Source organism: Rhodococcus ruber, from assembly GCF_016804345.1.
GTDB lineage: Bacteria > Actinomycetota > Actinomycetes > Mycobacteriales > Mycobacteriaceae > Rhodococcus > Rhodococcus ruber.
The window spans coordinates 4,831,923-4,855,579 of sequence record NZ_CP044211.1; the positions used below are offsets into that span (position 1 = coordinate 4,831,923).

Here is a 23,657-nt window from a genome sequence, read left to right on the forward strand (position 1 = left end):
CCGATCAGACCCCGGCTGCCGTCAGCCCCGCCGCCCGGTGCGCGGCGTCGAGAAAGGCACGCACCAGGGCACCGTCGCGGTAGTACTGATCCCCAACGCCGGCCACGGCCCGGCGCCGCCCGTACTCGTACAGCACCGCCAGCTTCCACAGGGCCAGTGCCGTGTACCAGTCGAGGTTCGACAGGTCCGCGCCGGTGGCAGCCGCATACCGCTGGGCCAGTTCGTCGCGGGTCGGATACCCCTCCTCGAGGACCGCGACACCGAGATCTTCGGTCGGCGTGCGTTCCTCCCCCTCGACGGGATACGACGCAAGAAAATACCCCAGATCGAACAGCGGGTCGCCGATCGTCGCGAGCTCCCAGTCCAGCACCGCCGCAAGACGTCCCGGCGGGTCAGGAGCGAGGATGACGTTGCCGATGCGGTAGTCGTTGTGGATGATCGCCGCACCGGACTCGGCGGGAACGTGGGCGGCGAGCCACGCATCGATCTCCGCGAACTCCGGCGGCGGCGTCCCGTCCTCGGCCGCCACCAACCGGCCCATGCGGCGCAGGTGACGCTCGTTGAAACCGTCCGGCCGGCCGAGGTCACCGAGGCCGGCGGCCCGCCAGTCGACCGCGTGCAGTGCCGCGAGGGTGTCGATCAGCGCCTCACCGATCCGGCGACGGTCGGCCGGCGCGCTCAGCGCCGCCGGGGTCTCGGTGGTGACCACCGGACCGGCGACGTAATCCATCACGTAGAACGGGACGTCGAGCACGTCGCCCGTCCGACCGACGGCAAGAACGGCCGCCACCGGCACGCCGCTGCCGGCGAGTGCACCGACGAGCCGAGCCTCCCGCAGCATGTCGTGAGCACCCGGCGGGACGGGCGGCGGGGGCGGTCGACGGACGATCACCCGACGTACCCCGTCGGACACCAGGAACGTCAGATTGGAATGCCCGTCACCGATACGCGACGTCGTCAGCGGTCCATCTGTGATACCCCGCTCACGCAGAAATCGTTCCAGCGCGCCGAGGGTGTCGGGAGTCCATTCCCAGGTCATATTCTCGCCTCCATCAGATTGTGCCGCCGGCCGCGCCGCCCGGCCCCGATCGCTGCACGCAGTCGTTCGTCGACGTCTACGCCCCGGTGAAACGCGGAGCGCGCTTCTCCTTGAATGCGGCCAGCGCTTCCGGCATGTCAGCGCATCGGGTCAGTAGCGCCTGCCCCCGGTTCTCCAACTCGAGCGCCGCCGCGTACGAGGTCACCTCCTGGTTCCGCTGCAACGCGCGCTTCGACATCCGGATCCCGCCGGGAGAATTCGTCGCGATCGTCTCGGCCAGTGCGACGGCCTCGTCGAAGAGGTTCTCGCTCGGCACCACGCGGTTGGCCAGCCCGATCCGGACCGCCTCCTCGGCGCCGACGAAGCGCGCCGTGTACGCGATCTCCGCCGCCCGGCCCGGCCCGACAAGGCGGGTCAGTTGCCAGGAGGTGCCGAGTTCCCCGACGGACAACCCCACCTTGACGAAGGCCGCGTTGAATTTCGCGGTCGGGGCGACGAGCCGGATGTCGGCGGCGAGGGCGAGCGACATACCGCCGCCGGAGGCAGCGCCGTGGATCGCCGCGATGACCGGGAACGGCAGATGCCGCAGCGCAGCAAGGCCTCCGGTCGCGGTCTCCTGGAATTTCAGGAACTCGCGCACGCCCATTTCGGTGATCACACTGATCTCGTCCAGGTCGAACCCGGCGCAGAACGCCCGCTCGCCCGCACCGCGGATGATCAGTGCCCGCGCGTCGGTGTCGCGCAATGCGTAGGCGGCCGTGTTGAACTCTTCGAACATCTTCACGACCATCGAGTTCATCCGGTCGGGCCGGTTGATCGTGAGAACGGCGATCTTGCCCTCGAGCACCTCGAGGGTGAGGGTCTCCAGCCGGGGTGGCTCGTAGTTGCTCAGCACGGACGTATTTTCCCGCGTGTCCATCTGCGTCATGTCGATCACCGGCCCGTGAACTTCGGGCTGCGCTTGTCCTTGAACGCGGCCAGCGCTTCGGGCATGTCCTCACCACGGGTGAGCAGCGCCTGGCCACGGTTCTCCAGTTCGAGCGCCGCGGCGTAGGACGACACCTCCATGTTCGCGTGCAGTGCGCGTTTCGACAGCTGCACGCCGGCAGGCGAGTTCGCGCAGATGAGGCGCGCCATCACGAGCGCCTCGTCGAGCAGCGACTCGGCGGGAACCACCGCGTTCAGCAGCCCGAGCGACTCCGCCTCGACGGCCTCGATGAATCGGCCCGTGTAGGCGAACTCCGCGGCCCGCGCCGGGCCGATCAGCCGGGTGAGGTGCCAGGAGGCGCCCAGGTCCCCGGCCGAGAGGCCGATTCGCACGAACGCCGCGTTGAACCGCGCGGCCGGCGAGCCGATCCGGATGTCGGCAGCCAGGGACAGGGACAGTCCTCCACCGGCCGCCGCGCCGTTGACCGCCGCGATCACCGGAACGCGGATGCTGCGGATCGCCGAGAGCGCCCGCGCCGCCAGCTCCTGCTGATCGAGCATCCCCATCGGCGTCAACGACGACAGCCCTTCGGCGTCGTCGAGATCGAACCCGCCGCAGAATGCCTTGCCGGCTCCGGTGAGGATCACGACCCGCAGGTCGTCCTCGTGGTCGAGGTGCAACGCCACTTTCTCGAGTTCGACGAACATCGTGTTCGTCATCGAGTTCATTCGTTCGGGACGGTTCAGCGTCACGACGGCGATCCCGGGTTCGGGTCGCTCGAGCGTGAACGTTTCCCATATCGTGGGCTCGGTCACGGGTTCACTCCTTCTTCGGTCCGGCGGTTCCAGGTGGGCGCCGTGAGTTCGTGTGATCGGTCAGGCTTCGGCGGGGGCGTGTCGTACCGCGCCCGAGCGCAGCCATTGGTCGGTGCGGTCGGGGTCGATTCCCCAGTCGGTCAGGATCTCGGTGGTGTGCTCCCCCGGAGTCGGCGGACGGCGGTCCACTGCCGCCGCCGTCCGGCTGAATCGGGGCGCGGGGGCCGGTTGGACGAGTCCGTCGACCTCGACGAAGGTCCCGCGGGCGACATGGTGGGGATGCGACGGTGCCTCGTCGACGTCGAGGACGGGCGCGATGCACGGCGTGTGTCCTTCGGCCGCGTCGAGCCACTCCGCGAGGGCGCGGCCCCGTACGGCGTCGGCGAAGACCTTCTTCATCTGCGGCCATTGCGCGCGGTCGTTCTGATCCGGCAGATCGTCGGGCAGGCCCAGCAGGGCTACGAGGTCGGCGTAGAAGTGCGGTTCGAGCGCGCCGACCGAGAGCCATTTGCCGTCGGAGGTCTCGTAGGCGTCGTAGAAGGGTGCGCCGCTGTCGACGAGGTTCGTGCCGCGTTCACGGTTCCACGACCCGCTCTGGGTGAAGCCGAAGAACGGCGTCGCAAGGAGGGCGGCTCCTTCCACCATCGAGGCGTCGATCACCTGCCCGGTGCCCGAACGTTGCCTCTCGTAGAGTGCAGACATCACTCCCATGGCGAGAAGCATTCCGCCACCGCCGAAGTCACCGATCAGGCTGAGTGGCGGGGTGGGCGGGTGACCGTGGCGTCCGATCAGCGACAGGGCACCACTGAGTGCCACGTAGTTGATGTCGTGACCGACGTGCTGCGCGAGAGGGCCGTCCTGCCCGAAGCCCGTCATGCGACCGTAGATCAGCCGCGGATTGCGCTGGGCACAGTCGTCCGGTCCGATCCCGAGCCGCTCGGTGACGCCGGGGCGGAAGCCCTCGATCAGCACGTCGGCGTCCGCTACGAGCGACAGCACCACCTCCGCTCCGTCCGGGTGCTTGAGATCGACGGCAAGCGAACGACGTCCCCGGTGCAGCAGTTCGGTGCGGAACTCTGCATTCGGCCCGACCAACCCTGCGCCGGTGGCGCGGTCGACCCGCACCACGTCCGCACCGAGATCGGCCAGCAGCATGGCGCAGAACGGCCCCGGGCCGATCGAACCGATTTCGACCACCTTCAGACCCGACAGCGGACCCGTGAACGAGCGTTTCGTGCCGTTCTGCGTCATTGCTGCACCTTCCCGAATTTGGTCTGATAATAATACCTTCGCGTTGTTCAGGGAAGGCTCCAAGAACACCCGGAATGCTCCGGTTCAGTCGCGCACCATGCTCGTCTCCCCCGAGCGGTCGGCAGCGCGCCCACGCCGGGACCGAGCCTGCGCACTCACCACCAACACGACGGACACCAGGACCACGACGCCACCGACGACCAGCGCAGGAGTGACCGGCTCGGACAGGACGACGGATCCGAGGGCGACGGCCACCACGGGGTTCACGTACGTGTGGGTGGCCACCAGCGGAAGCGGTGCATGGTGCAGCAGCCACGCGTACGCGGTGAATCCGACGACCGAGCCGAAGACCACGAGGTAGCCGAACGCGCCCCAGGCCCGCAGTCCGATCTCACCTCCGAAGCGCTCGCGGGTAACCACCGACGCCAGCATCATCGCCGCACCGGCCGCCAGGAGTTGATACGTCGCGCCCACGTACACGTCCTGCGGCAACCAGAGCCTCGGCTTGATCCAGGAGCCGAACGACCACGACAGACTCGACAGCACGATGACCGCCACACCGACCAGCGGAAGGCTCGAACGCTCACTTCCGGTCGGCAGCACCAGCACGGCCAGGCCGACGAGGCCCACCCCGACGCCGGCCAGTTCGAGAGCTCGCGGGCGGTCGCCGGACACGGCACGGTAGAGGCAGATCCACACGGGCACCATCGCGACGAGAAGCGCCGTCACTCCGGAGGGCACACCGTGCAACTGGCCCACCGACGTCAAGCCGTTTCCACACGCGAGCAGCAGGACCCCGAGGAACGCGGCCCCGCCGGCCTCACGCCGGGTGACGAGCAGCCGCCTCCAGCCGCCACGGACGGCGAGGAACACGGCCATCAGCAGGGCGGCGAGAAGGAAGCGCGCACCCATCGAGCCGAGGGGCGGCACCTCCTCGATCACCAGGCGGATCGCGAGGTAGATCGACCCCCAGATCAGGTAGACCAGGGACAGGGCGAGTGCGATCGCTCCGCGCCCGGCGGATCCGGACGGCACGACGCTCAGGCGAAGCGCGGGGTGCGCTTCTCGAGGAACGCGGTGATGCCCTCCTTCGCCTCCCCGCTCTCGAACAGGTCCTGTTCCTGGGCGACCTCGAAGCGGAAGCCCTCGTCGAGCGGCGTGTCGAACGCGGCATCGACCGTCCGGATGACGGCGCGCTGCGCGGGCAGCGACATCGTGCACAGCTCGGCCGCGAGGGCGAGCGCCGCGTCCGTCGCGCCGCCGGCATCGACGAGCCGGTCGATCAGTCCGATCGCGTGTGCCTCGTCGGCGGGGATCTGGCGGGCGGTCAGCATGATGTCGAGCGCACGACCTCGGCCCACGAGGCGCGGGAGACGTTGGGTGCCGCCGGCGCCGGGGATGAGGCCGAGTTTGACCTCGGGAAGCCCGAACTTCGCGTCCGCACCGCCGACCCGCAGGGTGCAGGCCATTGCGAGTTCGAGGCCGCCCCCGAGCGCGAGGCCGTCCACCGCGGCGATCGTGATCCTGTCGGCGGACGCGAGCCGGTCGAGCGCCCCACGGAGCCGATCGCCGTAGGCGGTGAACGACTCCGCGTCCACCGACGACATGTGCTTGATGTCCGCCCCCGCGGCGAAGAACCCGGGGATGTCCGATCGGACGACGATCACCTTCACCGAACCGTCGGCATCGGCGGCGTCCAACGCCGCGTTCAGGCCGTCGATGATCGGCAGGCCCAGGGCGTTCGCGGGCCGGCGCTGGAGCGTGATCGTCATGACACCGGCGTCGACGTCACTCCATGCGACTGCGGGCGTAGCGGTTTCCGACATGCACACCATCCTGTTCGGTCCAACAATGACCCAACCATACTAATTGTTGGACCTAAATGGAAGGTCAGGGCCGACGCGGGAACTTCTCGAACTCAGGCCGGCGCTTCGCCTTGTACGCCTCCCGCCCTTCCTTCGCCTCGTCCGTGGAGTAGAACAGCAGATTCGCATCGTGGGCGAGCTGCTGGATGCCAGCCATGCCATCCTCCGCCGCATTGAAACTGGCCTTCATCAGGCGCAGCGCGAAGGGGGAGAGCTCGAGCATCTCGCGGCACCACTGGACGGTTTCGCGCTCGAGATCGGCCAACGGGACTACGGTGTTGACCAGCCCCATCTCCCGGGCCTGCTGCGCGTCGTACTGGCGACACAGGAACCAGATCTCCTTGGCCTTCTTCACCCCGACCAACTCCGCGAGCAGACCCGCGCCGTACCCGCCGTCGAAGGAACCGACCTTGGGACCCACCTGGCCGAAGCGGGCGTTGTCCGCTGCGATCGTCAGATCGCACACCAGATGCAGGATGTGCCCGCCACCGATCGCATACCCGGCCACCATGGCCACCACCGGCTTCGGCAGTCGGCGGATCTGGATCTGCAGGTCGGTGACGTGGAAGCGCCCCACGCCGCCGGCCTTGCCCGGCTCGGTGAGGTAGCCGGTGTCGCCACGCACCCGCTGATCCCCGCCCGAGCAGAATGCATCGGGCCCCTCCCCGGTCAGCACGATGACACCGATCGAGGAGTCCTCCCGGGCATCGACCAACGCGTCGGAGATCTCCATCAACGTCTGCGGCCGGAACGCGTTGCGCACCTCCGGACGGCAGATCGTGATCTTTGCGATCCCGTCGCCGCTGTGCTCGTACCGAATGTCCGCGTACTCGCCGAGCGAGGTCCATTCCACGAAATCCGTTGTATCGCAATTATTCGTCATATACCGATCATAAGCTCTCCTGCAAACGATCGTTAACGGACCGCGACGCACGACAGCGCGGCCGGATAGGCTCCGGACCGCGCTGTCGGGGTGAGAACCGACCGATGACCGTCAGGCCATCGTCAGACCACCACTGACGGACAAGGTCTGGCCGGTGACGAACTCCGCCTCGTCGGAGGCGAAGAACGCCACGGCGGCGCCGATGTCGGTGGCCTTGCCGAGCCGCTTCATCGGCACCGCGCGGGTCATGCCGGCGATCACCTTGTCGGCTTCCTGGCCGGAGTTGTCGGCGAACTTGCGCAGGGCCGGGGTGTCCGTCGGACCGGGGCACACCGTGTTGGCGGTGACGCCCTTCGTGGCGACCTCCCGCGCGAGGGTCTTGGTGAACGCGATGATGCCGCCCTTGGCACCCGAGTACACCGCTTCGAGCGACGAGCCGACGCGTCCGGCGTCCGAACCGATGTTGATGACGCGCCCCCAGCCCTGCTCGACCATGCCCGGCAGGGTCGCCTGGACGACTCGCAGCTGGCCCTTGAAGTTGATCTCGAGAATCCGGTCCCAGAACGCCTCGTCGGTCTTCACGAACGGCATGAAGTCGTCCCACCCGGCGTTGTTGACGACGATCTCGACGGGGCCGAACTGCTCGGCGACCTGCTTGACCGCCGCCTGCACGGACTCGGTGTCCGTCACGTCGACCGGAACGGCCATTGCCTGGCCTCCGGCCTCGCGGATGGCGGCCGCGGTCTCCTCCGCGGCCTCGAGGTTGAGGTCGGCGACCGCGACGCGGAAGCCCGCGGCACCCAGCGCATCGGAGATTCCCTTGCCAATGCCCTGCGCGCCGCCCGTGACGAATGCGACTCGATTGCTCATGATTTCACTCCGTGTTGTCGGTTCTGATGTCGAAGTCGTACCGGGGACGAGGGCGTCAGCGCACGCCCGCGGCCCACTGGATCGGGCCGGCCACGATCGAGTGGCTGGTGAGCTTGCGGCCCAGCACCTGCTGAGCCTCGCGAGCGGCGTCGATGACCAGGTCGAGGTCGAGGCCGGTGTCCACACCCATTTCGTGGAACATGCTCACCAGGTCCTCGGTGGCGATGTTGCCGGTCGACCCCACCGGGACGGGGCAGCCGCCCAGTTCACCGAAGCTCGACTCGAAGCTCGCGCATCCAGCCTCGAGCGCGGCGAACGCGTTCGCGAGGCCCTGGCCGCGGGTGTTGTGGAAGTGCGCGGTGACCTCGACGCCGGGCAGACGTTCGATGGCCGCGGCGAAGAACTCCGAGGCATAGGCCGGATTGCACATGCCGGTAGTGTCACCGAAGCCGATCTCCGTGGCTCCGGATTCGGCGAATCGCTCCGCCAGGTCCAACACCCGCTTCAACTCCACCTTGCCCTCGAAGGGGCATCCGAACGACGTCGCGATGACCGCGGCGCAGTGCAGGCCCTCGGCGACGATCCGGCGAGCCATGATGTCGTTGTCCGCCATGGTTTCGTCGACGGTGCGGTTGACGTTCTTCTTGTTGTGGGTTTCGGACGCGCTGACGAAGATCGCGACCTCGTGGAAGGTGTCGCGAACCTTCAGCGCGTTGTCCAGGCCCTTACTGTTCGGCACGAGGACCATCAGCCTCACGTCGTCGGGCACGTCGATGCGGCTGAGCACCTCCACCCCGTCCGACAGCTGCGGGATGACATCGGGCCGCACGAAACTGGCGACCTCGATCCGCTTCAGGCCGGCACGACCCAGGGCGTTGATCAGCCGCACCTTGTCGTCGGTCGGGATGGTCTCCGGCTCGTTCTGGAAGCCGTCGCGCGGACCGACTTCTCGGATCTGTACCCGTTGGGGGCGCGTCATGGCGTTCACTCCTCGTTTCCGCTCGCTCCGCTACGAAGCAAGGTCGTGCTCGGTCAGTGCGATGTCCAGCTGCTCACGATGCTGCGGGGCTGCGACCGCGATCATTCGTCGGGCCCGTTCCGCGAGCGAGCAGCCCCGCAGTTCGGCGACGCCGTGCTCGGTGACGACGTAGTCCACGTCGGCGCGCGCCGTGGTGACGGAGCCGAACTCGAGGGCCGGCTTGATCGACGAGCGGCCGCGCGCGGTGGACCGCAGCGCGATGACCGAGCGGCCACCGGTCAGGGCCGCGGCCCGGGAAAAGTCCACCTGGCCGCCGACCGCGCCGACGTAGGCGGCTCCGGCCTGCTCCGCCCCCACCTGCCCGGTGAGGTCGACCTCGATGGCGGAGTTGATCGACACGAGCGCGGTCAACTGCGAGAGCACCTGCGGCGCATGGGTATAGCTGGCGGGACGGAATTCCACCGGCAGATGCGGCAGACGCTCGTACAGGGTGGCCGTGCCCAGCGCCGCCCCGGTGACGTGGCGTCCGACGTCGATCTGTTTGCGCGCACCGGTCAGCACGCCCTTGTCGATCAGCCGCAGCACCGCATCGGAGATCATGCCGGAGTGCAGACCGAGGTCCCGATGTCCTTCCAGGGCCGCCAGCACCGCCGAGGGCAGCGTGCCCACGCCGACCTGGATGGTGTCACCGTCCTCGACGAGGCCGGCGACGTGCCGGGCGATCGCCGTCTCGACGGCGGCGGGCTCACGGTCGGGCGCTTCGAGCAGCGGCCGGTCGGTCTCGACGACCGCCGCGAACCGCGACAGCGGGATCGCGGGTGCACCGTGGGTTCTCGGCATGCGCTGATTGATCTCAGCGATCAGGACGGGGGTGTGCTCGAGTGCGTCGGCGACGTAGTCGACGCCGACGCCGAGCGAGCAGTTGCCGTCGGCGTCGGGAGGAGCGACCTGCACGAACCCGACGTCGCACGGCAGGCGGTGCTCGGCGAACAGCCGGGGCAACGCCGCGTAGTGGCAGGGCACGACCTCGAGCCGGTCCCGTTGGCTGAGCCGGCGCAGTTCACCCAGCCCACCGTAGGAGACGACGGACAACTCGTCCGGGGTCTGCTCAGTGAGTCGGCGGTCCCAGGTCAGTCCCACGAACGCCCGGACCGCGCCGATCGACGGGAGCTGGTCGAGCAGGGCGTGGACGAGCGGGGTGGGTTCCGCGCTCGTCTGGCTCCACCAGATTCCGTCGCCGGCCCGGACGTGGGGCGTGAGGTCGATCATCAGTCGATCCGTTGAATCAGGGTGGCGGTTCCGAGTCCGCCACCGCAGCACATGGTGACCAGCCCGATTTCGGCGTCGCGACGTTCGAGTTCGGCGACGATCGTCGCGATGAGACGGGCCCCGGTGGCACCGACCGGGTGCCCGAGCGCGATCGCGCCGCCGTTGACGTTGACCCGGTCCATGTCGGGCTTGAGCTCGCGCTCCCAGGCCAGGACCACGGAACCGAACGCCTCGTTGATCTCGAAGAGGTCGATGTCGTCGATCGTCATCCCGTTGCGGTCGAGCAGCTTCTGCGTTGCCGGAATCGGCCCGGTGAGCATGATGATCGGGTCGACTCCGACCGTGGTCTGGTCGAGGATCCGGGCGCGGGCGCGCAGACCGTGGGTATCGACCGCGTCCCGGGACGCGAGCAGGACACCGGCCGCGCCGTCCGAGATCGGCGACGAACTGCCGGCGGTGATCCGGCCGTTCTCCCGGAACGCGGTCCTCAAACCGGCCAGGGTGTCCAGGCTCGTGCCGGGCCGGACGGTCTGATCGGTCCTGCGGACCTCGCCGTCGAGCTCGAGGGGGATCATCTCTTCGTCGAACCGCCCGGCCTCGATGGCCTCGGTCGCCAGACGATGGGATCGGACGGCGAATTCGTCCATCTCCTGCCGGGTGATGCCCCACCGGTCGGCGATGAGCTCGGCGCTCTCGCCCTGGTGCACGAAGTCGTACTTCTCCCGCAGCTCGGCCGGCCACGGATCGCCGTAGAGCTCGGAGATCTTGGCCGGGGAGTTGATCGGCACGTGGCCCATGTGCTCGACGCCGCCGGCGATGACGAGGTCGTGCGTGCCGGACCCGACGAGGGCGGCACCCATCTCGACCGCGGTCTGCGCGGAGCCGCAACGGCGGTCGAGGACGACGGCCGGCACCTCGGGCGGGTATCCGGCCTGCAGCCATGCGTTGCGGCCGATGTTGCGGGACTGCTCACCGAAGGGCGCGGTGCAACCGACGACGAGGTCCTCCACTGCCGCCGGGGCCAGACCACTGCGGCGGATCAGATCCGTGTAGACCGCGCCGAGCATCTCGTTCGGATGCGTATCGCGGAACCACCCGCGTTCGGCGTGGGATCGGCCCATCGGGGTACGAGCCGCTTCGGCGATGATCACCTCGCGCGCGGAGCGCTGGAACGGGTTGGTTGCGTTGGTCATCAGATCACCGTTCCACCGTCGACGGGCAACACCTGGCCCGTGATGTACGAGGCGCCGTCGGAGGCGAAGAACACGAAGCTGGCCGAGATCTCGTTCGGCTCGGCCCAGCGCCTCAGCGCGACACGCTCGAGAGTCTTGGCCGCGAGCTTGTCGTTGCTGCGGATGTTCTCGGTCATCGGCGTGGCCGCAAGGGGCGCAATGGCATTGACGGTGACCTGTTTGCGGGCGAGCTCGCGGGCCAGCGACTTGGTCAGGCCGATGATGCCCGCCTTGGCCGCCCCGTAGTTGGCCTGGCCGATGGTGCCCTGCAGGCCGGCGGCGGAGGTGACGTTGATGATGCGCCCGGTGCCGTCCTCCGGCAGATAGGGCAGCACGGCTTTGCTGCACACGTAGCTGCCGACGAGGTGGATGTCGACGATGCGGCGGAAGTCGTCTTCCTCGAGATTCGGGAACATCGCCGGTGCGATGGCCCCGGCGTTGTTGACCAGGATGTTGACGACGCCGCCACCGAGTGCGGCGGCCTGTTCCGCCGCCGCGGCGGCCTGCGCGGCGTTGCGGACGTCGAGCACGGCGGATTTGGCGGTACCGCCGGCGGCAATGATCTCCGCGGCGACGGCGGCGGCCGCGTCCTCGTTGACATCGGTGACGAGGACGGCAGCGCCGGCGGCGGCGTAGGCGTGCGCCACGGAGGCGCCGATGCCGCTGCCCGCGCCGGTCACGAGGGCGGATCTTCCGGTGAGTTCGAACATCAGTAGCTCCTGGGAAGGCCGAGCACGTGCTCGCCGAGGTAGTTGAGAACCATTTCCTGGCTCAGCGGTGCGATGCGGGTCAGGCGCGCCTCACGGAAGTAGCGCGCGACGTGGTATTCCTCCGAGTAGCCCATGCCGCCGTGGGTCTGCAGGGCACGGTCGGCGGCCTGGAAGCCGGCGTCGGCGCACAGGTACTTGGCCATGTTGGCCTCGCGTGCACAGGGGCGGCCGTTGTCGTAGAGCCAGGTCGCCTTGCGCAGGACGAGCTCGGCGGCGTCGAGGTGGGCGAGGGAATCCGCGAGGGGGAACTGGATGCCCTGGTTCATGCCGATCGGGCGGCCGAACACCTCACGGTCGGTGGCGTACTGGGTGGCGCGGTGCAGGGCGGCACGGCCGATGCCGAGGGCCTCCGAAGCGACGAGCATCCGTTCCGGGTTGAGCCCGTCGAGGATGTACTTGAAGCCCTTGCCCTCCTCGCCGACCCGATCCTCGACGGGGATCTCGAGGCCGTCGATGAACAACTCGTTGGAGGTGACGGCGTTGCGGCCCATCTTCTTGATAGGGCGGATCTCGACCTTCGAGCGGTCCAGGTCGGTGAGGAAGAGCGTGAGACCGTCGGTCTTCTTCGTCACGTCCTCGAACTTGGTGGTGCGGGTGAGCAGGAGAATCTTCTCCGACTCCATCGCCTTCGAGATCCACACCTTGCGTCCGTTGACGATGTACTTGTCGCCGTCGCGCCGCGCGAAGGTGGTGATCTTGGTGGTGTCCAGGCCCGCGCCGGGCTCGGTGACCCCGAAGCACACGTGCAGGTCTCCGTTGACGATCCGCGGCAGGGTGCGCTGCTTGAGTTCCTCGGAGCCGTGCACGATCACCGGGTGCATGCCGAAGATCGACAGGTGCATCGAGCTGGCGCCGTTCATGCCGGCGCCGGACGCGGCGACCTCCTGCAGCAGGATCGAGGCCTCGGTGATGCCCAGGCCGTGTCCGCCGTACTCCTCGGGGGTGGTGATGCCCAGCCAGCCACCCTTGGCGAACGCGTCGTAGAACTCCGTGGGGAATTCGTGGGCGGCATCCTTCTCCACCCAGTACTGCTCGTCGAACTTGCCGGCGAGTTCTCGTACCGCATCTCGGATCGTTGCCTGATCCTCGGTCAGATCGAAGTCCACAACACAGTCCCGTCGTCGTCGCTACCGTTTGGCATTAAGTTACTAAAGGACAGACCATTTAGTCAACGGTGACTCGGCCGGCCGCCGGCAGAAGAGGCAGATCCCGAGCGAGACGCTCGTTCCACACCTCCGGGCTACCGAACAGCTTCTCGTCGAGCTTGGCGCGCTTGTAGAACAGCTGCAGGTCGTGCTCCCACGTGTAGCCGATCGCGCCGTGCATCACGAGGGCACTGTCGGCGGCCTGGACCGCGCTCCGGGTCACCTGCGCCTTCGCGATCGCCGCATGCATCGCGCGCTCCCCGAGCCCGAGGTCCACCGAGGCCGCGGCATAGTAGGCGATGGACCGAGCAGCCTCCACGGACACGAGAATCGTTGCGGCAGCGTGCTTCATCGCCTGGAAGGAACCGATCGGCACACCGAACTGGTGGCGTGTTCGGCTGTAGTCCACCGCCAAGTGCAGCATCCGCTCCATCGCGCCGAGCGCGTCCGCGGAGACGAGCACGGCGGCGCGCAATCCCGCGTCGGTCAGCGCGGCCGGCGCGTCGACGTCGAGGCGCTGCGCGACGACGTTCTCGAACCGGAGGTCGGCCGCGCCCCGGGACGGATCGAGGAAGCGCCGCGGCGTGACAGTGACGCCCGGGTCTGCGACCCGGACGAGGTAGAGGGCCGTTCCGTCGCCGTCGTCGGCGGGGACGACGAGCCGGGCGGCCCGTTCGGCGCCGAGCACGGCGGACACGCGACCGGTCAGCACCCCTCGCTCGTCGACGCGCACGGCATCGCGGAGCCCGAGGGGGCGACTGGAATCGACTGCCAGGGAAGCGAATTCGCCACCGGTGAGTGCCGCGTCGGCGACATCAGGCGGCAACAGAGGGGCCGCGAGCACCGAGGCGGTCCACGCGCTCGCCGGTGCGGCATACCGGCCCAGCGCCTCGGCGGTCAGCGCGAGCTCGAGCAGACCGCCGCCCTGTCCGCCCATGTCCTCCGGCAGACCGGCCGAGAACCACCCCTCGTCCACGAACCTGCGCTCGAACTCTGCAGGTTCACCCGCTTCGCCCCACTTCCGCACGTTCGCGGGTGCCGCGAATCGCTCGAGCCAGCCGCCGAGGGCTTCGGTGAACATTTCCTGCTCTTCTGACAGCTCCCAACGCATGGAACTGGTCCTCTCGATGAGTCGGGGAATACCCTGCAAGATGAATGCAGCGACGATTCGATGGTATATTAGGTCTGACCGTTAGACCAGAGAGGGCGGGGAGTCATGTCACCAGCCGCACCGAGTACGACCCGGACCGGACGTTCCTCCATCCAGCTGACTCCGATGGAGGTTCCCAAGGCGTCGGATGTTCTTGCCAACGAGCTGCGCGAACGCATCCTCAGCGGCGAATACACCGAAGGGACCCCGCTTCCCCCGGAACGCGAACTCGTCGTCCAGACGAAGATGAGCCGGACCACGGTGCGCGAGGCTCTGCGCATCCTCGAGGTACAGGGCCTGGTACGAATCAAGGCGGGACGCGCCGGGGGTGCCTTCGTCCAGCGACCCGGCGAGCAGTCGATGGCCGACACCGTGGCGCTGCTCATCCGAGGACGCCAGATCCGCCTGGGTGCGCTGCTCGAAACGCGTGAGGCGATCGAACCGTTCTGCGCGCAACTGGCCGCCCGTCATCGGACCGACGAGGATCTCGCGCGGCTCGACGCCGCGAACGAGGACATCGCGGCCGCCGGCGACAAGCTCGACGCGTTCCTCCAGGCCAACGTCGACTGGCACATCGCCGTGGCCAGCGCGAGCCACAACGAACTGCTGTCGGGTCTGATGATCTCGCTGTCCCGTGCCATCTACGCTGCCACCGAGAACGAGGGTTTCATCGACGAGAAGGTCCGCGAGATCACCGTGAAGGCGCATCGTTCGGTCACCAGAGCGATCCGAGACCGCGACCCCGATGCTGCGGTCCGTCGCATGAGCCGCCACGTCCACTCGTACGCCGAGTCGATCCGGGAGTTCGAAGAGCGAACCGACATTCCACTGGACCAGGAGTCCTGAGCGACGCCCCTGCCCAGGCTCGCGGGCGTCCCCTCACCGGACAGAAACGATGGCCGCCCGTACCACTCCGGTATGGGCGGCCATCGTGTTGCCTACGTCCGTACGGCGCCCGGCTCGGCGCCGGTCACCACGGCGCGGATCTCCTCCACCGCCTCCGGATTCTCGGCACCGGACAAGTCACCGGGATCGGTGCCCAACGCCGCCGCTCGCACCGCGCGGCGCAAGATCTTCGCCGACCGCGTCTTCGGCAGACGCGACACCCGATGAACCACGCTGGGCGCAAACGGCTTACCCAGCTCTGCGGCCACACTGGCGGCCAGCTCCCCCGAGATGTCCGTCCCGTCCGCCTCCGGGCGGGGCACCCAGAACGCCCAGACCGTTTCCCCCTTCTTCGGGTCCGGGACACCGACCGCCGCGGCCTCCGACACGGCCGGGTGCGCGGTCAGGACCGCCTCGACTTCCGCCGGAGCCAGGCGCTTGCCGGCCACGTTCATGACGTCGTCGGACCGGCCCCGGATGTACCACTGCCCGTCGCTGTCGACAAGCGCATAGTCTCCGTGCCGCCACATACCGGGGAACGTCGACCAGTACGCCTCGAGGTACCGCTCCTCGTCCTTCCAGACCCCGCGGGTCATCGACGGCCACGGCTGCCGGCACACCAGCTCGCCCTGTTCACCGCGCAGCGGACGGCCAGCATCGTCGACGACGTCGACGTCCATGCCCAGCGACGGACCGCCCAGCGAGCAGCTGCGGATCGGCTGCACCGGATACGGTGCGAGGAACGATCCGCCGACCTCGGTACCGCCGGAGAAGTTGATGATCGGGACGCGGCCACCGAACACCTCGCGTGCGAGCCACTCGTACGAGTCCGGGTCCCACGGCTCCCCGGTCGAGCCGATCGTGTGCACCGAGGACAGGTCGTACCGTGCGGCGACATCGCTTCCCTGCCCGCGCAGCGTCCGGATGAGCGTCGGCGAGACTCCGAGCATCGTCACTCGATGCCGTTCGGTCAGCTGCCACAGCCGGTCCCGGTCCGGTACGTCCGGTGAGCCCTCGTACAGCAGCAGCGTCCCCCCGTTGGCATGCGTGCCGACGATCGACAACGGACCCATGATCCAGCCCATGTCGGTGATCCAGCAGAACACTCCGCCCGGCTTCAGATCGAACGAGTACGCCACTTCGCTCGCCGTCTTCACCAGGAACCCGGCGTGGGTGTGAACGGCGCCCTTGGGCTTGCCGGTCGTGCCGGACGTGTAGGCCAGCGCGAACGGCTCGGAGGCGTCCATCGCCTCGATCGGACCCGCATCACGGCTCGCGCGCAGTCCGGTCCAGGACATCTCGTGCTCACCCGATCCTGCTCCGGCACCGAGGTTGTCGACCACGACCACCGACTTCACCGTGGGGCAGGTCCTCAGGGCCTCGTCGAGGGCCGGCTTCATCGCGACCGACTTGCCCCGGCGTACGGTGCCGTCCGCAACGACCACCACTTTCGCATCCGCATCCTGAATGCGGGACGCGATCGCGCTGGGCGCAAACCCCGAGAACAGCGGCACGAGAACCGCACCGAGCCGGGCGACCGCGTACACCGACACGACGGCCTCCGGAATCATCGGCAGGAACAGGGCGACAGCGTCGCCCCGGCCCACTCCCAGCTCCCGCAGTCCGGCGGCCGCACGCTCCACCTCCGCCTCCAGCTCGCGATACGTCAGCGTGCGGACCGTGCCGTCCTCCGCCTCGTGCACGACGGCGAGCCGATCGGCGGCCACCGGATCGGCAGCCCAGCGACGCAGGCACGCATCGACGACGTTCGTCCGTCCGCCGACGAACCAGTCGGGATGCTCGATGCCGCGTGAGGTGTCGAGCACGTCGCGATAAGGCACCTGGAACGGCAGCTCGAGATCACGGACCACCGCATCCCAGTACCACCGCACGTCGGCGACGGAACGGGCACGCAACTCGTCCAGACCGCCGAGGCCGTGCGCGCGGGCGAGCCGCGTGACGTTGGCGTTGTCGACGTAGTCGGCGGTGGGGACCCACGTGTAGTCGGACATGGTCAGCTCCTCGGCATCTCGAGCATGCGCTCGGCGACGATGTTGCGCTGGATGAAGGTGGAACCACCGGCGATGGCGGTGCCGCGCGCCTGATACGCCAGCCGGAGCCAGCGCGACGTTCGCTGCTCCTCGTCGTCGAGCGCGAACTGGCCGCCGGCGGGCTCGAGGGACAGCCGGAAATCCGCCAGTTCTTCGACGAGCGGGCAGAAGAACAGCTTGCCGATCGATGTCACCGGACCGGGTGGGCCGTCGTTCGCCGCCAGGGTGATCACGCGCTGGCCGATGAGATAGTGCACGAGCGCGCGGCCGTAGAGGTCCGCGACCTTCTGCCGGATCACCGGATCCGAACCGAGCGGGCGGCCGGACTCGTCGGTCATCTCCGCGATGTCGCCGACGATGTCGTCGACGGCCCGTTTGGTGTTGACCCGGCCGGTGGCGATCGCCACTCGCTCGTAGGCGAGCGTGCCCATGGCCACCTTCCACCCGCCGTCGACGTCGCCGACGACGAGATCGTCGGGGATGAACACGTCGTCGAGAAAGACCTCGTTGAATTCGGCCTCACCGAGCATATGAGCGAGCGGGCGAACCGTGATTCCCTCGCTGTCCATGGGGACGAGGAAGAAGGTGATGCCCTTGTGACGTGGTCCCCCGCCCGTGCGCGCGAGCAGGATGGCATGAGCCGCGATGTGAGCGCGGCTGGTCCAGATCTTCTGCCCGTTGATCTTCCATCCGCCGTCGACCTTCGTGGCCTTGGTGCGCAGTGACGCGAGGTCGGACCCGGCCTCCGGTTCGGAGAACAACTGGCACCAGATCTCGTCTCCGGTGAGGATCGGGCGCAGAAACCGTTCCTTCTGGGCCGGTGTGCCGAAGTCGATGATGGTGGGACCGGCGAAGTCCTCACCGATCGTGTTCAGTCGCTCCGGCGCGCCCACGCGATCCATCTCCTCGGTGAAGATGGCCTTGCGGATGGGGTCGGCTGCCTGCCCGCCGTACTCCTTCGGCCACGACATTCCTCCGTAGCCGGCGTCGAAGAGCAACCGCTGCCATTGGCGCCAGAACGGGACCTTGTCGACCAGATCCACCGGTTCCGGCCAGGGCAGGGTTGCGACTGCCTTCTCGGCCCATTCTCGGACTTCTGCGCGGAACCGGGCTTCGTCCGGGGAATCAGCGAGCTCCATAGAACCCCTCCTCACGTATTTAGGCCAAATGATACTATAGGTCAGTCCAAAAGAGGAGGACCGTGATGACAGAACCACTCCACTGCGGCGAGGTGGACCGAGTCGAGTACGACGTCGAGCGCGGCAAGATTCGTGAGTTCGCCCGTGCGACGTTCACTACCGATCCCGCCCACACGGACCGGGCCGCCGCGCACGCCGCCGGATTCGCCGATGTCCCCGCGACTTTGACCCACACGGTCGTCGCCGGACACCAGCGCGACCAGCGCAGGTTTGTCGAAACGCTCGGCCTGGCGCTCGAACGAGTGGTGGTCGGCTCGGTGAAGTGGACATACCTTCGACCCCTGATTGCAGGCGACCACGTCGTCGGCACGCGGCGCGTCGTCGACGACGCGCGGCGCGAGGGCAAGCGCGGCGGATCGATGCGCGTCGTAACGCTGGAGACCGAATACGTCGACGCCGACGGTGATCCGGTGGTGCGACTGGAGGAAATGCTGATCGAACGAGGAGAACAACGATGAGAGCACCTACGAAGGCCCGCATCGGTGCGGTCGTCGACACGCGTGTCGTCGGCCCGATCACCCAGACGGACATCGTGCGATTCGCCGGCGCCGGAGGCGACTTCAACCCCCTGCACCACGATCCGGAGTTCGTTGCGACGTCGGGTTTTCCGGGCGTCATCGCGATGGGCCAGATGCAGGCCGGGATCCTGGCCGGCTGGCTCTCCGACATCTTCGGCGTCGAGCACGTCCGGGCTTTCGGCGTCCGCTTCGTCGCGCCGGTCTTCCTGGGCGACACCCTGACCGTCGGTGGGACGATCACGGCGATCACCGAGACCGATGGGGAGGCGCGGGCCGAGCTCGATCTCGTCGTCTCCGGAGCGAAGGGGCCGGTGGTCACCGGGTCGGCGACGGTCGTCGTCGCCGAGGCCTGACAGCTCGCTGACCGGATTCCAAGGCCGCGTATTCGGCGACCCGGATCCCGCACACGACGTCGTGGATCCGCAGCCGCGACGCGGTCCGCACGCAGCCGGCGACGATCGCGTACACCGTCGTCGCCGGCGGAGAATTCCACCGGCAGTTGCCGCCACCGGGGGTCGGTCGGCGACGACGGGTACATCGCACCCCCGTGTCCGGGCACCGTGTCAGCGTCGGGGCAGGACGGGCATGGCGCGATGAGCGCAGGTGAACTCCTGGTCGGTCGTGGCGTAAGCCACTCGACGAGCTACCAGGAGTTCACCTGCCTTTCAACCTTCATGGGCGTTGGGCACCGGCAGCCAACTCTGCCGCGATGCGCTTGCGGAGGAGGTGTTTCTGAATCTTCCCGGTGGCGGTCATGGGCAATTCGGCGACCACCTCGACGCGTTCAGGGGCCTTCTGAATCGCAACTCCCCGCTCCAGCAGATAGTTGCGGAGATGGTCCAGGGTGGGAGCATTCTGCTCCTCCTTGGGCACCACGTAGCAGCACACCTTCTCCCCGAGCCGCTCGTCGGGCATCCCCACTACGGCGAGAGCGAGGATATCGGGGTGCTCTGCCAACTTGTCCTCGACCTCACGCACACTGATGTTCATGCCGCCGCGGATCACGATGTCTTTGGTTCTGCCGGTAACCCGGACGAACCCATCGGCATCCATGACTCCGAGATCTCCGGACCTCGAGAATCCTTCGGGAGTAAAGAGTTCCGCAGTGTCCTCGGGCCGGTTCAGATACTCGATCATATGCGAGGGCCCGCGATAGGCGATGTCGCCCTCACTCCCCCGTGCCACCTCGAGGCCGTTCTCGCCCACAACCTTGACCTCTGCCCCCGGCAGCGCGGCGCCGTCGGACGTGACCGCCCGGCTCGGGTCGTCCTCGACGGTGCAGGTCGTCGTGGTGAGGTTCTCACTCCTCCCGTACAGCGACAGGATGGCGGTGGTGGGCAGGTCGGACTTCGCCTTCTCCACCACGGCCGCCGGGATCGGGGAGCCGGCGCACACCCAGACCCGGAGGGAGGAGAGATCGGCGTCCGGATCCTCTTCGGCCGCAGCCAACAACGTCTGCAGGAAGGTGGTGGCCGTGACCGCGGCCGTACATCCGAACTTCTTGATCTCGGCCAACCCGCGCTCGGGGTCCCACTCCGCCATGATGTGGGTCGCCGCGCCGCTGAGCAGAGGGATGAGCACACTGGTGACGAGCCCTGTGGTGTGCGTGATCGGGGACGGCCCGAATTGGACATCCGCCTCGGTGTGCCCGAAGGCCGTCTTCAGCGCACGTGCGCCCGAAGCGTAGGTGTTGAAGGTGTGGAGGCAGCCCTTGGGACGCGACGTGGTTCCGGACGTGTACACGATGACGAACGGATCGTCGGGGTGGGCACGGAAGTCGAGTTCCGTGTCGATGACGTCCAGGTCCGCGTCCACGACGAGGCTCTCGAGAACCTCGATGTCCCGCTCGGCAAGTGTCTGACGGCTCCCGTCCGAAGCGCGCACCGCGATGATCGTCTCCAGCGTCTGCGACGACCGCCGGATACCGTCGAACATCGACACATAGTCGAAGCCCTTGAACTGTGCCGGCGCGATCGCCATCCGGATCGAGGCGTCGGCGACAACGTGTGACACCTCATCCGCCCGGTAGATCGGCATGATCGGCACCGTCACCACGCCGAGCCGAGCGAGCGCAGCTGCGACGACGACGAACTCCCCCCAGTTGGGCAGTTGAACGGCGACACGGTCGCCGGCCCGGAGCCCTGTTCGGTGGAGGCCGAGCGCCAGCCGCTGCGACTTGTCGTAGAGCTGCGAGAAAGTCAGCTCCTGCGTGCCGTCGGTGACGAAGATCTTGTCGGGACTGCTCTCGGCACGTGCCCGCAGAAGCTCGGTGAGGTTCTCGTCGGCCCATTGGCCACTGGCATAGAACTCCTCTACCTGCTGAGGGGTGTATCGGCCGAGGTTTCGTTCGCGCGTCATGGAGGATTCCGTCCTTCTTGCTCTGCCACACGTTCACGTAAAGATTAGAATGGTTAGACCGAAGTGGCAACCACCTTCGGTGACATTCGCGAGCGCTCATCGCACCCGTCGGTCGATCGGCAAGCAAAGGGGCCCAGAGATGTTCACCATCGACGGCACACTGTTCAACCGATGTCGCATGCCGTCCGCATCCCTCGAGGCCGTCGCCGGGCCGGCAATAAGCGCGGTTCCTGTCGACGGCGGCACCGCAGGAGACGACCCTGGAGCCTTCATCGCATTTTCCACACAGGCGAACGCTTCTCACGAAAAGCCGTGACACCTTCGACGAGATCCTCGGTAGTGAATGCAAGGGCCAGTTGAGACTGCAGCGTCGCAAGTGCGTCCGGCAGCGACATGTCACGAGTGTTGTTGATCGCATCCTTGCCCAGGCGCATCAACAGCGGTGACTTTCTCGCCAGTCGGCGCGCCCACGCACACACCTCCGCATCGAAGTCGCCGTCCGGGAACACGCGATTCACCAGTCCCAGTTCGCGAGCTTCCGCGGCGGTGAGCTTCTCTCCATACATCATCAGCTCATTGGCCTTGAGCCGGCCGACGTTCCGGTAGATGAGCGCGGAGATCATGAACGGGAAGACGCCGACATTGATCTCCGGGCACCCGAAGTGAGCCGACTCCTTGGCCAGCACGAAGTCGCAGGCGAGCGCGAGCCCGAACGCACCCGCAAGCACGTCGCCACCGGCGGCGCAGATCACCGGTTTCCCGAGACCGCCGATGAGTCGGTACAACCGCGGGAAGCGGTCCAGGCCCGCATACTTGACGATCGTCGGGGTGTCGCTCGCGAACGCCTTCAGGTCCCCGCCCGCCGAGAAGACCTTCTCGTGCGACGAGGCCAGCACGACAACCCGCACATCGTCGTCCGCCCGCGCGCGCTCGAGCGCGGCCAGGAGTTCGTCCAACAGGTCGTCGGACAAAGCGTTGCGGGTTTCCGGGCGGTCGAGAGTGAGGACGGCGACGTGCTCGTCGACGTCGTATCGCACGGGGTGAGCCATACTGCCCATCCTTCCATTTTGGTCGTACCATTCGACCCTAGCGTCGCGATCAGATGGAGACAAGAGCCGATCGCAGCGATTCCCGCCAAGGGGGTGACGGGATTGGACTGACCATATACATTGAAGGGGAGCCGCAGACGGCGACCGGACGTCCCGGCGATGCAACTCTCTATACTGTGTGTTGTGTCACAGGGAGGCGCGACGGCGTCGCCGCCGTCCGTGTGGCCGCCGTGGCGCGAGGAGTAGTGAGTGGTCATTTCGACGAGTTCGTTCGAGCTTGCCGAGCAGGCAATTGCAGAACTGCAGGAACTACTCGGAAGCGAGCCGAACCTGGTTCGCCCGGCCGGTGGCGCGCCCGACCCCGCGGTGATCCGCGCATTCGCAGCCCGCACACTCCGGGAGGGCGCCAACTCCCCCGAGCAGGCGGTGCGGCTCGCCGAACTCGTCATGCGACTCGACGCCGCCGAACGTGACGACATTGCGCGTCGCCTGCGCGTGCACACCGAGCAGTTCGAGGCGCTCCAACACGCGATGCGCACCATCGACGCCGGAGCCGACCAGATCGCACGGACCGTGACGCAGGAACTGTGCACGAACCTCGGATACGCCAAGGCCATGTTCTCCGTCGTCCGCGGTTCCATCTGGTCACCCATCGCGCTCGCCGTCCATCCGGAACTGACAGGGGATTTCCACCCACTTCTCGAGGCCATCGACGGTCGGGAGATCTCCCTGCGGGAAGCCCCGCGGGAAGCCGAACTGGTCCGACGTCGCCGGCCGTACGCAGTGGAGGCGGCCGACACCTACCGGCACACGTACCGCCCCCTCATAGACCTGTCGCGTCCGGCGGGATACATCGCCGTTCCCGTCGTCGTCGGCTCCCGCGTAGTGGCGATGATCCACGTCGACCGGCAGAGCGACGGACTGTCCGACACCGACGTCCACATCGTCGGCGCGCTCGCCGCGATGTGCGCCTCGTCGAAGGAACGCGCCGACCTGCGGCAGCAGATCCATGCGCGCAACGAGCACGTCGAGGCCGAGATCCAACGTCTCACCCGGGCAATACGGCACCTCGAGCAGGCACCCGTCACGATGCCGGAACTTGGTACCCGTGAACTGTCCCGCTCCGACGTAGCGGCCCTGGAGAGTGGGTCGCGGGACCCGGGCGTTCCGCGCGCGCAGTCGCTGACCACTCGCGAGCGCGAAGTGCTCACCCTCCTGGCGACCGGGGCGACCAACGCGGCAATCTCCCGGCGGCTCTGCATTTCCGACGGCACCGTCAAGAGCCATGTCCAGCGGATCTTCAAAAAGCTCGGGGTATCGACGCGCGCCGAGGTGGCAGCGCTGTACGCCAACGCCAAGACGGTGACCGGTGGCGCCTGACGTACCCGAAGCGCATGCACA

22 protein-coding genes are annotated in these 23,657 nt (G+C 67.7%); 4 read left to right on the forward strand and 18 right to left on the reverse strand.

Translation table 11 applies throughout. The annotated features are described in order from the left end of the window. Positions 1–4: 4 nt before the first annotated feature. The 14 genes from F1734_RS22080 to F1734_RS22145 all read right to left on the reverse strand — a co-directional run bounded on the left by F1734_RS22080 (position 5) and on the right by F1734_RS22145 (position 14,157). A complete protein-coding gene (locus F1734_RS22080) occupies positions 5–1,039 on the reverse strand; it encodes a phosphotransferase family protein (RefSeq protein WP_203011062.1) in 1,035 nt (344 codons plus the stop codon). A 76-nt stretch (positions 1,040–1,115) separates the two neighbouring features. Further along, positions 1,116–1,967: an enoyl-CoA hydratase/isomerase family protein gene (locus tag F1734_RS22085; RefSeq protein ID WP_051009371.1), complete on the reverse strand. Its 852-nt coding sequence runs from the start codon at positions 1,965–1,967 to the stop codon at positions 1,116–1,118. A gap of 5 nt (positions 1,968–1,972) precedes the next feature. Next, complete coding sequence (locus tag F1734_RS22090) at positions 1,973–2,782, reverse strand: enoyl-CoA hydratase/isomerase family protein (protein WP_203011063.1); 810 nt, start codon at positions 2,780–2,782, stop codon at positions 1,973–1,975. A 60-nt stretch (positions 2,783–2,842) separates the two neighbouring features. After that, entirely contained in the window at positions 2,843–4,033 is a 1,191-nt protein-coding gene (locus F1734_RS22095) for a CaiB/BaiF CoA transferase family protein (protein ID WP_203011940.1), read from the reverse strand. Between the two features lie 84 nt (positions 4,034–4,117). Continuing rightward, complete coding sequence (locus F1734_RS22100; RefSeq protein ID WP_203011064.1) at positions 4,118–5,068, reverse strand: EamA family transporter; 951 nt, start codon at positions 5,066–5,068, stop codon at positions 4,118–4,120. A gap of 5 nt (positions 5,069–5,073) precedes the next feature. After that, the gene (locus F1734_RS22105) at positions 5,074–5,859 is read right to left on the reverse strand and encodes an enoyl-CoA hydratase/isomerase family protein (protein ID WP_203011065.1); all 786 of its coding nucleotides are present in this window, start codon (positions 5,857–5,859) and stop codon (positions 5,074–5,076) included. Positions 5,860–5,923: 64 nt separating this feature from the next. Next, positions 5,924–6,781 (reverse strand): 1,4-dihydroxy-2-naphthoyl-CoA synthase, encoded by an 858-nt coding sequence (gene menB, locus F1734_RS22110; protein ID WP_203011066.1) that lies wholly within the window; start codon positions 6,779–6,781, stop codon positions 5,924–5,926. Positions 6,782–6,892: 111 nt separating this feature from the next. Next, positions 6,893–7,651: an SDR family NAD(P)-dependent oxidoreductase gene (locus F1734_RS22115; RefSeq protein WP_010593376.1), complete on the reverse strand. Its 759-nt coding sequence runs from the start codon at positions 7,649–7,651 to the stop codon at positions 6,893–6,895. A gap of 55 nt (positions 7,652–7,706) precedes the next feature. Then, the gene (locus tag F1734_RS22120; protein WP_064065739.1) at positions 7,707–8,630 is read right to left on the reverse strand and encodes a hydroxymethylglutaryl-CoA lyase; all 924 of its coding nucleotides are present in this window, start codon (positions 8,628–8,630) and stop codon (positions 7,707–7,709) included. Positions 8,631–8,660: 30 nt separating this feature from the next. Then, complete coding sequence (locus tag F1734_RS22125) at positions 8,661–9,899, reverse strand: acetyl-CoA hydrolase/transferase family protein (protein WP_203011067.1); 1,239 nt, start codon at positions 9,897–9,899, stop codon at positions 8,661–8,663. Continuing rightward, the gene (locus tag F1734_RS22130; protein WP_203011068.1) at positions 9,899–11,092 is read right to left on the reverse strand and encodes a thiolase family protein; all 1,194 of its coding nucleotides are present in this window, start codon (positions 11,090–11,092) and stop codon (positions 9,899–9,901) included. Before F1734_RS22130 ends, F1734_RS22125 begins: the two co-directional genes overlap by 1 nt. After that, positions 11,092–11,841 (reverse strand): SDR family NAD(P)-dependent oxidoreductase, encoded by a 750-nt coding sequence (locus tag F1734_RS22135; protein WP_203011069.1) that lies wholly within the window; start codon positions 11,839–11,841, stop codon positions 11,092–11,094. The genes F1734_RS22130 and F1734_RS22135 overlap by 1 nt, the downstream gene beginning before the upstream one ends. Then, a complete protein-coding gene (locus F1734_RS22140; RefSeq protein WP_064065735.1) occupies positions 11,841–13,007 on the reverse strand; it encodes an acyl-CoA dehydrogenase family protein in 1,167 nt (388 codons plus the stop codon). The genes F1734_RS22135 and F1734_RS22140 overlap by 1 nt, the downstream gene beginning before the upstream one ends. A 58-nt stretch (positions 13,008–13,065) precedes the next feature. Beyond that, entirely contained in the window at positions 13,066–14,157 is a 1,092-nt protein-coding gene (locus tag F1734_RS22145; RefSeq protein WP_029539944.1) for an acyl-CoA dehydrogenase family protein, read from the reverse strand. A gap of 165 nt (positions 14,158–14,322) precedes the next feature. On the opposite strand from F1734_RS22145, the gene F1734_RS22150 reads away from it, so the two are divergent. Beyond that, positions 14,323–15,042: a FadR/GntR family transcriptional regulator gene (locus F1734_RS22150; protein WP_006934213.1), complete on the forward strand. Its 720-nt coding sequence runs from the start codon at positions 14,323–14,325 to the stop codon at positions 15,040–15,042. A 92-nt stretch (positions 15,043–15,134) separates the two neighbouring features. On the opposite strand, the gene F1734_RS22155 is transcribed toward F1734_RS22150, so the two are convergent. Both F1734_RS22155 and F1734_RS22160 read right to left on the reverse strand, forming a co-directional pair. Further along, positions 15,135–17,093: an AMP-binding protein gene (locus F1734_RS22155; RefSeq protein ID WP_203011070.1), complete on the reverse strand. Its 1,959-nt coding sequence runs from the start codon at positions 17,091–17,093 to the stop codon at positions 15,135–15,137. 2 nt (positions 17,094–17,095) lie between these two features. After that, positions 17,096–18,271 carry an acyl-CoA dehydrogenase family protein gene (locus F1734_RS22160; protein WP_203011071.1) on the reverse strand — a complete coding sequence of 392 codons (1,176 nt, stop codon included), beginning with the start codon at positions 18,269–18,271 and terminating at the stop codon, positions 17,096–17,098. A gap of 65 nt (positions 18,272–18,336) precedes the next feature. Here F1734_RS22160 and F1734_RS22165 point away from each other — a divergent pair, with 65 nt between their 5' ends. Next, positions 18,337–18,789: an FAS1-like dehydratase domain-containing protein gene (locus F1734_RS22165; protein WP_203011072.1), complete on the forward strand. Its 453-nt coding sequence runs from the start codon at positions 18,337–18,339 to the stop codon at positions 18,787–18,789. Further along, complete coding sequence (locus tag F1734_RS22170; RefSeq protein WP_010593387.1) at positions 18,786–19,202, forward strand: MaoC family dehydratase; 417 nt, start codon at positions 18,786–18,788, stop codon at positions 19,200–19,202. The genes F1734_RS22165 and F1734_RS22170 overlap by 4 nt, the downstream gene beginning before the upstream one ends. Before the next feature lie 319 nt (positions 19,203–19,521). Here the strand turns inward: F1734_RS22170 and F1734_RS22175 are convergent, their stop codons facing one another. Continuing rightward, positions 19,522–21,207: an AMP-binding protein gene (locus F1734_RS22175; RefSeq protein ID WP_099528043.1), complete on the reverse strand. Its 1,686-nt coding sequence runs from the start codon at positions 21,205–21,207 to the stop codon at positions 19,522–19,524. A gap of 269 nt (positions 21,208–21,476) precedes the next feature. Then, entirely contained in the window at positions 21,477–22,256 is a 780-nt protein-coding gene (locus F1734_RS22180) for an enoyl-CoA hydratase/isomerase family protein (protein ID WP_010593389.1), read from the reverse strand. Between the two features lie 249 nt (positions 22,257–22,505). Here F1734_RS22180 and F1734_RS22185 point away from each other — a divergent pair, with 249 nt between their 5' ends. Then, the gene (locus F1734_RS22185) at positions 22,506–23,636 is read left to right on the forward strand and encodes a helix-turn-helix transcriptional regulator (protein WP_203011073.1); all 1,131 of its coding nucleotides are present in this window, start codon (positions 22,506–22,508) and stop codon (positions 23,634–23,636) included. Positions 23,637–23,657: the final 21 nt, after the last annotated feature.

Coding starts and splice junctions, on each gene's coding strand:
- F1734_RS22170 (WP_010593387.1), top strand. CDS start 18,786: ATGAGAGCACCTACGAAGGCCCGCATCGGTGCGGTCGTCGACACGCGT.
- F1734_RS22085 (WP_051009371.1), bottom strand. CDS start 1,967: ATGACGCAGATGGACACGCGGGAAAATACGTCCGTGCTGAGCAACTAC.
- F1734_RS22165 (WP_203011072.1), top strand. CDS start 18,337: ATGACAGAACCACTCCACTGCGGCGAGGTGGACCGAGTCGAGTACGAC.
- menB (WP_203011066.1), bottom strand. CDS start 6,781: ATGACGAATAATTGCGATACAACGGATTTCGTGGAATGGACCTCGCTC.
- F1734_RS22130 (WP_203011068.1), bottom strand. CDS start 11,092: ATGACCAACGCAACCAACCCGTTCCAGCGCTCCGCGCGCGAGGTGATC.
- F1734_RS22155 (WP_203011070.1), bottom strand. CDS start 17,093: ATGTCCGACTACACGTGGGTCCCCACCGCCGACTACGTCGACAACGCC.
- F1734_RS22175 (WP_099528043.1), bottom strand. CDS start 21,207: ATGACGCGCGAACGAAACCTCGGCCGATACACCCCTCAGCAGGTAGAG.
- F1734_RS22095 (WP_203011940.1), bottom strand. CDS start 4,033: ATGACGCAGAACGGCACGAAACGCTCGTTCACGGGTCCGCTGTCGGGT.
- F1734_RS22160 (WP_203011071.1), bottom strand. CDS start 18,271: ATGGAGCTCGCTGATTCCCCGGACGAAGCCCGGTTCCGCGCAGAAGTC.
- F1734_RS22180 (WP_010593389.1), bottom strand. CDS start 22,256: ATGGCTCACCCCGTGCGATACGACGTCGACGAGCACGTCGCCGTCCTC.
- F1734_RS22120 (WP_064065739.1), bottom strand. CDS start 8,630: ATGACGCGCCCCCAACGGGTACAGATCCGAGAAGTCGGTCCGCGCGAC.
- F1734_RS22125 (WP_203011067.1), bottom strand. CDS start 9,899: ATGATCGACCTCACGCCCCACGTCCGGGCCGGCGACGGAATCTGGTGG.
- F1734_RS22150 (WP_006934213.1), top strand. CDS start 14,323: ATGGAGGTTCCCAAGGCGTCGGATGTTCTTGCCAACGAGCTGCGCGAA.
- F1734_RS22135 (WP_203011069.1), bottom strand. CDS start 11,841: ATGTTCGAACTCACCGGAAGATCCGCCCTCGTGACCGGCGCGGGCAGC.
- F1734_RS22080 (WP_203011062.1), bottom strand. CDS start 1,039: ATGACCTGGGAATGGACTCCCGACACCCTCGGCGCGCTGGAACGATTT.
- F1734_RS22115 (WP_010593376.1), bottom strand. CDS start 7,651: ATGAGCAATCGAGTCGCATTCGTCACGGGCGGCGCGCAGGGCATTGGC.
- F1734_RS22105 (WP_203011065.1), bottom strand. CDS start 5,859: ATGTCGGAAACCGCTACGCCCGCAGTCGCATGGAGTGACGTCGACGCC.
- F1734_RS22145 (WP_029539944.1), bottom strand. CDS start 14,157: ATGCGTTGGGAGCTGTCAGAAGAGCAGGAAATGTTCACCGAAGCCCTC.